At 53.8% G+C, this 10,720-nt stretch carries 6 protein-coding genes; 4 read left to right on the top strand and 2 right to left on the bottom strand.

Going from position 1 to position 10,720, the window contains the following annotated elements:
* Both NT073_RS00565 and NT073_RS00560 read left to right on the top strand, forming a co-directional pair.
* Positions 1-4,015, top strand: a 4,015-nt coding sequence (locus NT073_RS00565) for a fibronectin type III domain-containing protein (protein WP_297367137.1), incomplete at its 5' end; no start/stop codon positions are given.
* A gap of 4 nt (positions 4,016-4,019) precedes the next feature.
* On the top strand, positions 4,020-5,318 hold the full coding sequence (locus tag NT073_RS00560) for a hypothetical protein (RefSeq protein ID WP_297367134.1): 1,299 nt from the start codon (positions 4,020-4,022) through the stop codon (positions 5,316-5,318).
* Between the two features lie 3 nt (positions 5,319-5,321).
* On the opposite strand, the gene NT073_RS00555 is transcribed toward NT073_RS00560, so the two are convergent.
* Positions 5,322-6,038 carry a hypothetical protein gene (locus tag NT073_RS00555; RefSeq protein WP_297367131.1) on the bottom strand — a complete coding sequence of 239 codons (717 nt, stop codon included), beginning with the start codon at positions 6,036-6,038 and terminating at the stop codon, positions 5,322-5,324.
* A gap of 32 nt (positions 6,039-6,070) precedes the next feature.
* Entirely contained in the window at positions 6,071-6,730 is a 660-nt protein-coding gene (locus tag NT073_RS00550) for a DUF6766 family protein (RefSeq protein WP_297367128.1), read from the bottom strand.
* 326 nt (positions 6,731-7,056) lie between these two features.
* Between NT073_RS00550 and treZ the strand changes: the two genes are divergently transcribed.
* Both treZ and treY read left to right on the top strand, forming a co-directional pair.
* Entirely contained in the window at positions 7,057-8,985 is a 1,929-nt protein-coding gene (gene treZ, locus NT073_RS00545) for a malto-oligosyltrehalose trehalohydrolase (protein ID WP_297367126.1), read from the top strand.
* The coding region (gene treY, locus NT073_RS00540) for a malto-oligosyltrehalose synthase (RefSeq protein ID WP_297367123.1) at positions 8,927-10,720 on the top strand (1,794 nt) is incomplete at its 3' end. The genes treZ and treY, both read left to right, overlap by 59 nt.

Below are 10,720 nucleotides of genomic sequence, written 5' to 3'. Positions count from 1 at the left end.
CGCCAACGTGGTCAAGACGACCGGTTCCTACTCGAACCCTACCTGGCTGAACGCCCTCGATCCTACCCGCATCACCCAAAGCAGCCTCCACCGGTTCGTCTCCGACAGTGAGAAAGAAGCCTGGAATAACAAACCTGACCTCGCTCAGGTGCGCTCGGCCATCAAGGACAGCCTGCGCACCTATACCTTCGTCAATGCGGGCGTTGTCACCAACGGCTCCTCCACCACTGTCACCATCCCGACCGGGAGTGGGGGTGCATCCATGCCGGTTGATAGTGTCCTGAGTAGCACATCGCCCAATGCCATTGCCAATGCGGCTGTGACCAAGGCCATCAACCAGGCCAACGCCAGCATTGCGACCAACGCCACGGCCATCAGTCAGGCCAACGCTAATATTGCCACCAACACAGCGGCTATTAGTCAGGCCAACGCCAGTATTGCCACCAACACGACAGCTATTAGTCAGGCCAACGCCAACATTGCCACCAATACCACTGCCATTGCTACTAATGCGGCCAGCATAACCGCTCTGCAGACCCAGGTGACGGCCGCAACGGCTACGCTATCAGGTCCGGTGGATGATGCCCGCCTAAGTGCCAACGTGGTTAAAACGACCGGCACATATTCAAATCCAGGCTGGATAAGTGCTTTTGATCCTACCCGTATTACTCAGACCAGTTTGTACAGATTTGTCAGTGATAGCGAAAAGGAGACCTGGAATAATAAGACCGATCTCTCGCAGGTTCGGTTAGCGATCAAAGACAGTGTTCGCGCCATCACCTTCGTTAACGCCGTGGTTACCAGCAATGGAAATTCACTCACCGTAACCATACCGAACGGGGGTACCAATGGTAGTTCGGTAACGGTCGATAATGCGCTGAGTCCCACATCGACCAACCCGCTTACCAATGCAGCCATAAACGCGGCCTTTAATCAGGTTAACAATAACATGGCGGCTAATACAGCAGTAATCGCCACCAACACGACCGCCATCAATCAGATAAATGCCACTATATCCAATTTGTCGAATACCGTTGCGGCAAACACAGCCACTGTGACTAGCAGCGCTGCCAGTGTAACGGCCTTACAGACACAGTTGGCCATAACCATGGCTCAGGTAGCCAGCCTGTCGGCATTGGTTGGTCAATTGCAGGAGCAGATCGCTGTTAATTCGGGCACATACACCATATCTACCCCAACACTTACGGCATCAATTTCCAGTAATACATCTATTTTACTTTCCTGGGGAGCATCGACCAACGCAACCTCGTATACGTTGGAGTCAGCGACGAACTCCGGTTTTACAGAAAACCTAACCATGCTGTCTGTACTCTCAGGTACCAGTTATACGGCAACCGGACTGACAGCTGGCATAACGTATTATTTCCGGATCAAGGCATCGGGTGGATCAAATACCTCACCATCCGGCTATGGCACTGTGTCGGCTACTATTTCAACGGTTCAGCCAACGCTCAGTGCGCCCACAAACATCGTGGCGTCGGTAATCAGTTCATCAGCCATTAACGTTTCGTGGACCACGTCGCCCAACGCTACCAGCTATTCGGTTCGTTACGCCACCAACAGCAGCATGACCTCGGCCACCATCATTACTACTTCTAACAACGGAATAGACCTTACGGGCTTGACACCCGGCACGTCTTACTTTATTGACGTTTCGGCCAGTGCTGCCGGTTTCACTCAGTCGGCAGCCAGCAATATCGTTACAGCAACCACCAGTGCGCCTGTACCAACGCTGGCAACACCGACAAACATCGTGGCGTCGGCCACAAGCGAATCGGCCATTACCGTTTCCTGGACGGGCACTCTCAATGCTACCGGTTATTCAGTCCGTTATGCGCTCACCAGTGATATGACCTCGGCAACGACCGTCACGACCGCTATCAACAGTGTTACACTGACAGGGTTAACGCCGGTGACTACCTACTTCATTGATGTATCAGCGATGGCTTCGGGCTTCACTCCGTCAGCAGCCAGCCCGACTGTTGCGGCAACGACCGGTGCACCTACGCCAACACTCACAGCTCCCACAAACGTAGCAGCATCGCCGGCTAGCCCATCAACCATTAACGTTTCGTGGACCGCGTCGCCCAACGCTACCGGTTACTCGGTTCGCTACGCCACCAATAGCAACATGACCTCGGCAACGACGGTATCCAGCTCGAACAACAGCATTACACTTACAGAATTGGCACCGGCAACCACTTATTTTATTAACGTTTCGGCCAGTGCGTCGGGTTATATTTCTTCGGATGCCAGCGCTGTCGTTACGGCAACGACTGGCCAGACACCGGTAACCCTGGCAGCGCCCACGAACGTAGTGGCGTCGCCACAGAGTACCTCAACCATCGCCGTTTCCTGGACAGCATCCGCCAATGCCACCAGTTATTCGGTTCGCTATGCTATCAACAGCAGCATGACCTCGGCTACCACAGTCACAACGACGACCACCAGCACGATCCTTACGGGGCTCAAACCATCCACCTTTTACTTCATTGATGTATCGGCGATGGCTTCGGGCTTTACGTCATCAGCACCTGCTACGACCACGGCCGGAACTCCCGACGCAGCAGTAACGCTGGCAGCACCCACAAACGTAGTAGCGTCGCCACAGAGTACCTCGGCCATCACCGTTTCCTGGACCGGGTCGGCCAGCGCCACCGGTTATTCGGTTCGTTACGCCACCAACAGCAGCATGACCTCGGCAACGACGGTCACGACGACCGCGACCAACACGACCCTTACCGGGCTAAAGTCTTCCACATCTTACTTCATTGATGTGTCGGCAACGGCTCCAGGCTTTACGGCTTCGGTGCCCACTTCGGCCACGGCCCGAACCAATGATGCGCCGGTAACACTGCCCACACCCACAAACGTAGTGGCGTCGGCACAAAGTACCTCGACCATTGCTGTTTCGTGGACCGGGTCGACCAGCGCCACCAGTTATTCGGTCCGCTACGCCACCAGCAGCAGTATGACTTCGGCCACGACAATCACAACGACAACGACCAGCACCACCCTCACAGACCTGGCCTCGGGAACGCTCTATTTTGTTGATATATCGGCGAGTGCCCCCGGCTTTGTCACATCGGCCACCAGTACAACGGCTTCGGCCAGAACGATTGGTAATCTGGCAATACCTGCTAACGTGGTTGCAACGGCGCTGGGTGGATCGGCAATTGGGGTTTCGTGGACCGCATCGCCCAACGCGACCAGTTATTCGATTCGCTATGCACTCACTAGTGATATGACCTCGGCAACGACGGTCACGACCGCTGCTACGAGTGCGACAATTACGGGATTAACTACCCTGACGGCCTACTTTGTTGATGTATCGGCTAGTGCTTCGGGCTATATCACATCGGCCACCAGTCCTGTTTCTTCGGCAACGACGACGGCCGCTTTTGTTGCCGAACGAACATTCAGGCTGGCCTTCCAGGGCGCTACTTCCGGCGTGGCAACGACGGGATGGAACCAAATAAAGCCAACGGCGGCTCAGATAACCAGCCCGAACTCATATACATCAGGCATGTTGCTAACAGAGTCGGGAGCTAGCTCAACTATCTTTGTAACGTTGGAGAGCCCTTATACGCAGGCAACGGCCAGCAGTTTTACCACCACAGCAGGTAGTATTTACCCACAGACCGTCATGCAATCGGCCTGGCAGGTAACATCAGCAAACCTGGCCGGTGGTCGTTACAGTATTAACGGATTGACACCAGGCAAATACTATCAGTTGTATTTTTTGAGTGCAACCACCATAGCCAGTAACGCCACGGTGAGTTACACCATAAACGGGGTAGTAAAAACGATCAATGCCGGTTTTAATTCCGGAGTTGGCGGAGGAGCTGAATTTGCACCAAACAAGGCTCTGGTCACTTATTTTAACGTTCAGCCTGACGCAAATGGCCGAATTACCGTTTCCAACAAGTATGTTTCGGGAACCGTATCGCCATTTACCACTTGCGTCATTCGTGAATCCAGCGTACCGCTTTAACATTATGAAAAAAATAATTATCCTGTTCCTGCTCCTGGCCAATCTGAGCCAGGGGCAGGCTCAATCGGTAAGGGGTCTGTACAGGGTATCGGGTAGCCGTTATGGGGGCAGCACTGTAGCGGGAGTAGCGTCGAATACAGTGACCATTACCGTTACGTACGCATCTCCCCCCATATCGCCATCGGCCACGTTTGCTCCACTCAAATACAATAAACTGGCCTGGTTTCAGTACGAACGGGACGACCTGCTTTCCGGCACCTGGACCGATTACGTCTTTTTCAATGGCGGAACAGCGGCCGACGGAAAGACCTATCCGGGTAAAACATTTACGGATGGCTGCGGCAATAAAGTTAAGTGGCGGGGCTCAGTAGTAAGTAATGCGCGTTCTAACTTCAACAACATCGACTTGTGGGGTACAACGGGCAGACTAACGACACAGCAGGTAGCCACGATGATCAAGACAGGTAAATGGGGAATACTGAACCACGGTTACTACCACGAAATAGCGACAACCAATAATTTTTACCCGCCCTGGAGCGCTACTTTCTCGCAGGCGGGCTGGGATGTTACCGAGAATCAGAAATTTACGTACACCAAGCTGAAGAGTCAGGATGTCGAATACCTGATGCGGTGCGTTGTTGTGCCCACTAACTACCCCGGCTTTACGAGGGGAGCCGATTCACTGAAATACCTGGGGTCAACGTCAACAAACTCCCTCGATGGGTACGACGGTATACCACGCTTTTTTGATCTGAACACGGCCAACAACGGAGGCAACTTTGCTCAGGACGAAACGATGCCCGTTACAGGGTATAGCAAGTTCAACAATGCCGGCTTTGTGCAGTACACCCGCAATTTTCAGGACTCCTGGACAACCTCCATTGTCAATACGCTCAAAGCCCAGTTCGTAGATTTACTGGCCAAGAGCAACGCCAACAAACACCTGGGCATGAGACTTGGTACGCACACAGGTACCTACCCGGAAATGAGTAACTTTTTCAATTATGCCGACTCCATTGCCGCCGATCGGGTCTGGTTTGTCGGCATGACCGAGCAGCTTGAATACCGGGAAGTGAAACGACTGGCGCAGAAAACCCAGTTTGTGAACGGAAACAGGCTGGTCATCCGGCTCGACCTCAGCGCCGTGCCGGACGTTACCCGGTTCCGGGACATGAGCCTGCTTATAACGGGCGGGCAGATTACCCACGTGACCGTATCCGGCGTCGATTCGTTCAGCTACGATACGGCGACGGGGCTGGTGAACGTATTTACTGAAAAAACAAAAGGGTTTCCGACACCCTGATAATTACTTGGGCGTGTAGGTCAATTGGATAACGGCACCCTGATTGCCATCCTGATTAGACCGGCGCCAGCCGAGTGCCAGAGCCAGATGCTCCTGCAAATAGGCCTCCACACCCAGTACCAGCTGCCCATACTCGTGCGTTCCGGTAGCCCAGTCGCCAAGGACGTGTATTTTCTGGTACCAGATGCCCGCGTCGAACCCAAGGTGCATCCCCACCGTCGATCCTTCGGCCAGGTAGCGATGCGTACCGGCATATCCGCCAACAACCAGTTGATAATGGTCGTCATACAGGCCGGCGCCCAGATTAGCATAACCCCAGCCTACCCAGGTACTGTGCTGCCCGGTGGGAAACAGGTTTACGCCCGTTTGGCCACCTAGACCGATGTGCAACGCATCGGTTAGGTTGATGGTACGCTGGGCGTTGATCAGCAGCAGAGGGGCGTAGGGTAATTGAAGGGTAGTGTCGTTGCGGAGCCAGGTGTGTTCCTGCCGCTGATAATCCACATTATACAGGTTCACCCCTACCTCCCAGTTGCGGCCCAGCCCGTAGTCGACCGTTGTCGAGAACCGCATCTGTTCGCCGTTGATATCGACCTGCTGCTGGGCCATGATTTTATGTTTCGGCACAATATCGGACGACGGAACGCTAAAAATAGTCTGTTGCGCCAGACCAGTCAGGCTACAGCAAAGGAGTCCGGCAAGCGTAAAAAGTTTTTTCATGTTGAGTGTATTGCGTAAAAAATAATAGGCGGCTATTCACCCGTTTCAGAATTCGGGGCATCCACCGGTTTGGATTCGGGCGAACCTTTCTGTCGTAAAAAAATAGATAAGACAACAATTGACAGAACCGACAGAAATTCGCTCTGCCAGTTTTGCAGGGATTGAAACCAGAACTCGCTGGTACCCAGAAACTCCCAGAGGGAAAGCACCTCCGATTTCCCTTTCAGAGCCGATTCGGTATTGTACTCCCGAACGCCCCCGTAAGCGTGCAGGAAAAAGGAAAGGCCGAAAAGCAGGAAGAATGCGATGCTAAGCGAATTTTCGTAAAGTTTCAGCACTAGCCCGCCCTGCCGTACGGGCCAGGGAGCTCCGGCACGGGTTGGCGACGGCTCCCGATCCACTTCTTCCGGTTCATCCAGGCTTTTAGACTCCGACGACCCTTTCTGCCGGAGCCAGACCGTTAGCAGCACATATAATCCCATCTGTAAGAACTCGCTTTCCCAGTTCTCGAAGACGGCTTCTATGCAGTGTCCGCTGGTTAGGTAAGCACCAAACGAAATGGGTGCCCGGCCGTAGTCGGCCAGGTCGCCGTTCAACTCATGCCAGCCAACCACAATTTGCCCCATCAGCGTCAGTAGGGTAATAAAAAGGAGTAACAGAGAAAGGCCGTTTTCGCGCAGGAGTTTCTTCATCGACTGTCAGTTAGTTGAGCAGTGTAACAAGGCATAAGAGCGTTTGTTTGCTTCGACCTGGTTGTCTATGGCATCCTGCCCTGCCTGTTCAGGCGTCTATATACGTTCAGGCCAACGCATTACATCCGTTCACCCGGCTTGCAACCCGCTTTATCAGAACCATACCACCGGAGTCGATACCCTGCCCCGTTGCCTCATTTCCCCTTCTACGTAACAGGCGTCTGCCAAGGTCTGGCCGTTAAAATCAGCAACAGGCCCACGCAGCACCGGGTTAGCAAACCGGTGTCCGGCCTTCCTCAACGATACAAAAACGAATCTATACGCGTATGACACACCTCATCGATAGCGGCCAACGCTCGCTGGGCGTCACGTTTCCCAACGAGCACGAAGCCAGCATACAGTTATGGGCACCCCTGGCCAAGTATGTAGCCATTAAAATATACGGGCATCCGATAGCCCTTCCCCTGACGTGCGAAGCACTGGGCTACTGGCAGTTGACAACTACCCAGCTTAAACCCGGCGATCTGTACACGTTTAAACTCGATGGGCAGGAAGAATACCCCGATCCGGTATCCCTTTGCCAGCCGCAGGGCGTACACGGACCGTCGCAGGCAGTCGATACAAGAACTTTTCGGTGGACCGATGAGAACTGGCAAAATCCAGAACTGGAGAGCTATGTGCTGTATGAACTTCATACCGGCACCTTTACGGAAGAAGGCACCTTTCAGTCGATGGAGAGCAAGCTGGACTACCTGAAAGCGCTGGGCGTAACGGCCATCGAGATCATGCCGGTGGCGCAGTTTTCCGATTCGCGCAACTGGGGCTACGATGGCGTGTACACCTATGCCGTTCAGCAGTCGTACGGGGGGGCCAGTGGCTTGCAGCAATTAGTCGATACCTGCCACAAAAAAGGCATCGCGGTGGTGCTGGACGTGGTATACAACCACTTCGGGCCGGAAGGAAATTACCTCGGCAACTTCGGCCCTTACCTGACCGACAAATACTGCACGCCCTGGGGAAAGGCCGTTAACTTCGATGATGCCTGGTGCGATGGGGTACGGCGGTACGTGCTCGAAAATGCCCTGATGTGGTTTCGGGATTTTCATATCGACGCCCTGCGGCTCGATGCTGTCCATGCCATAAAAGATTTCAGCCCGGTACACATTCTTCAGGAACTGCGGCAACAAGTCGATGAACTTATGGCCGCCACAGGTCGCCGGTATTACCTCATTGTCGAGAACGACCTCAACGATCCGCGCTACATCGACCCACTGTCCAAACATGGTTACGGCATGGATGCCCAGTGGAACGACGAATTTCACCACGCCCTTCGGGTAGCCGCTGGCGAAAAAAAAACTGGTTACTACGCCGATTTCGACGGGCTGAGCCATCTAGCAAAATCGTACAGAGATTCTTACGTATATGATGGTCAGTACTCAACCGTTCGTAACCGGTTTTTCGGTGGTAAGGCCGAAACGAATCCGGGGCAGCAATTCATCGTCTTTTCGCAGAATCACGACCAGGTGGGCAACCGCAAGCTGGGTGAGCGGTCGAGTCAGTTATACGGCTTCGGCGCCCTCAAGCTGCTGGCGGGTGCAGTACTGGTCAGTCCCTACATTCCGCTGCTGTTCATGGGCGAAGAATGGGGCGAAACGAGTCCGTTCTTCTACTTTGTAAGCCATACGGAGCCGGAACTGGTCGAAGCCGTTCGGCAGGGACGCAAAGAAGAGTTTGCCTCCTCTCACTCCGACGGCGACGACGTGCCCGACCCGCAAAGTCACGAAACCTACCGACAGGCCAAACTCCAGTGGAACCTCATCGGGCAGAAACCGCATCAGCTACTGCTTCGCTATTACCAGACCTTACTTGCTCTTCGCCGACAGTTGCCCGCCCTGGCTCATCTGGATCGGGCTACACTCAGCGTCATCGACGATCCGGAAACGGAGACGCTGGTGCTGCACCGCTGGCACGATGACCAGCATGTACTGTGCCTGATGAATTTTTCCAAACAACCCCAATCCATTGTTCTGCCAGCCGTTGGCGAGCCAAATACAAGCTGGCAAAAATTACTGGACTCGACCGACCAATGCTGGCTGCCGGAACCCGAATCCGACCCGAGCCAGGCCCCCGAATCGGTAACGGGTACACAAACCGTTTCAGTCCGGCCCGAGTCATTTATTATTTACGCACAATCTCATGAAAAATCCCGTTTCCACCTACCGGATCCAATTTCACAAAGACTTTACCTTTCGTGACTTTGAGCAGATTATCCCGTATCTGGACCAACTGGGTGTCCGTACGCTGTATGCTTCACCCATTTTTGAAGCCGTACCCGGCAGTTTACACGGCTACGATTCCGTGAATCCCCAGCGCATCAATCCTGAAATTGGTACCGAGACTCAGCTTCGGGCCATCAGTCGGCGGTTAAGCCAGCGGGGGATAAGCTGGATACAGGACATAGTGCCCAATCATATGGCGTTCGACCCGCATAATCAGTGGCTCATGGACGTGCTCGAAAAAGGCCAACTGTCGTCTTATGCTACATTTTTCGATATCGACTGGCAAAGCCCCGTGCATCAGGGTCGACTGATGGTGCCGTTTCTGGGCTCTCCGCTAAATGAAGTCATCGACCGCAACGAACTTACCGTCAACTACCAAAAGGGGAAATTCGTCATCACTTATTTCGATACGACCTATCCGCTGAATCTCCACGCGTACACGACCATTCTGAAAGCAGGCAGCACCAATTCCGATAAGGCTGTTCGGCAGCTACTCAACCGAATAGAAAAGAGCACGTCTGCCATAAAACCGGACCAGTACACCCGACAAACGGACGAATGCGTTCAGGCATTAGCGGAATTAATGACCGAAAAGGAAGGAAAAGCTTATGTGCAAAGCTGCCTGAAAACGGTCAACAGCATGCCAGCCTGCATCCGTAAAATCACCGATCAGCAGGCATATAGGCTGTGCTTCTATGGCGAAACCGATCAGCAGATCAACTACCGGCGGTTCTTTACCGTCAATTCGCTCATATGCCTTAACATCCAAGACCCGGTAGTCTTCGATGCCGTGCACCAGCTTCCCAAAACCCTGCTCGAAGCCGGCGTTTTTCATGGGTTGCGGGTCGATCATATCGACGGACTTCAGGACCCCAACCGCTACCTCCAGCGACTGCGCCAACTGGCCGGACCCGAGGCTTACATCGTCGTCGAGAAGATTCTCCAGAATAAGGAAGATTTGCCCGACGACTGGCCGATACAGGGGGCTACGGGCTATGCCTACCTCTCGATGGTCAACAATCTCTTCACCCGAACAGAAAGTGAAGCCAGCTTCACCCGCTTCTACCATGCCCTGTTGGGCGAGAAAATGGCCGTTCGGGCGGAGCTGCACGACAAAAAAGCCTATATCCTCTACCAGCACATGAACGGGGAACTGGACAATCTGTACGCCCTCTTCCTCGATTCAAATCTATTAGATGCGTCTGTCCTGGCGAGCGTACCGGCCGAGGATCTAAAAACGGCCATCGGGGAGTTTCTCATTCAGTGCCCAGTCTACCGTTACTACGGCAACCAGATGCCGTTGAGTGAGGAGGAAGCTACCGCTGTTCGGACGATCTTCAGCCGCATCCGGAAGAACAAACCCGAACTGGCACCGGCCGTTGGTCTGCTTGATGAAGCCCTACTGCAAAACCCGTCGTCGGGTACGGACGATTATCGACAGCAGGCCTTGCGTTTCTACCAGCGGTGCATGCAGTTTACGGGACCATTGATGGCGAAGGGCGTAGAAGATACGCTGATGTATACCTACACTCGCTTCATCGGGCACGACGAAGTGGGCGACTCGCCGGAGTACTTTGGCCTGACGGTAGATGCCTTTCACCAAAAGATGATCGACCGGCAAACACAATGGCCACTAGCGCTCAACGCCACCTCCACCCACGATACCAAGCGGGGCGAAGACGTGCGGAGCCGACTGAATGTGCTGACCGAT

The organism is Spirosoma sp. (assembly GCF_026391055.1).
Taxonomy (GTDB): domain Bacteria; phylum Bacteroidota; class Bacteroidia; order Cytophagales; family Spirosomataceae; genus Spirosoma.
Note: the sequence above shows the minus strand (reverse complement) of the source record. Positions and strands in the feature narration are given on the sequence as shown.

Excerpts from the sequence above, each read along its gene's own strand:
- NT073_RS00560 (WP_297367134.1), top strand. The coding sequence starts at position 4,020 with ATGAAAAAAATAATTATCCTGTTCCTGCTCCTGGCCAATCTGAGCCAG.
- NT073_RS00555 (WP_297367131.1), bottom strand. The coding sequence starts at position 6,038 with ATGAAAAAACTTTTTACGCTTGCCGGACTCCTTTGCTGTAGCCTGACT.
- NT073_RS00550 (WP_297367128.1), bottom strand. The coding sequence starts at position 6,730 with ATGAAGAAACTCCTGCGCGAAAACGGCCTTTCTCTGTTACTCCTTTTT.
- treZ (WP_297367126.1), top strand. The coding sequence starts at position 7,057 with ATGACACACCTCATCGATAGCGGCCAACGCTCGCTGGGCGTCACGTTT.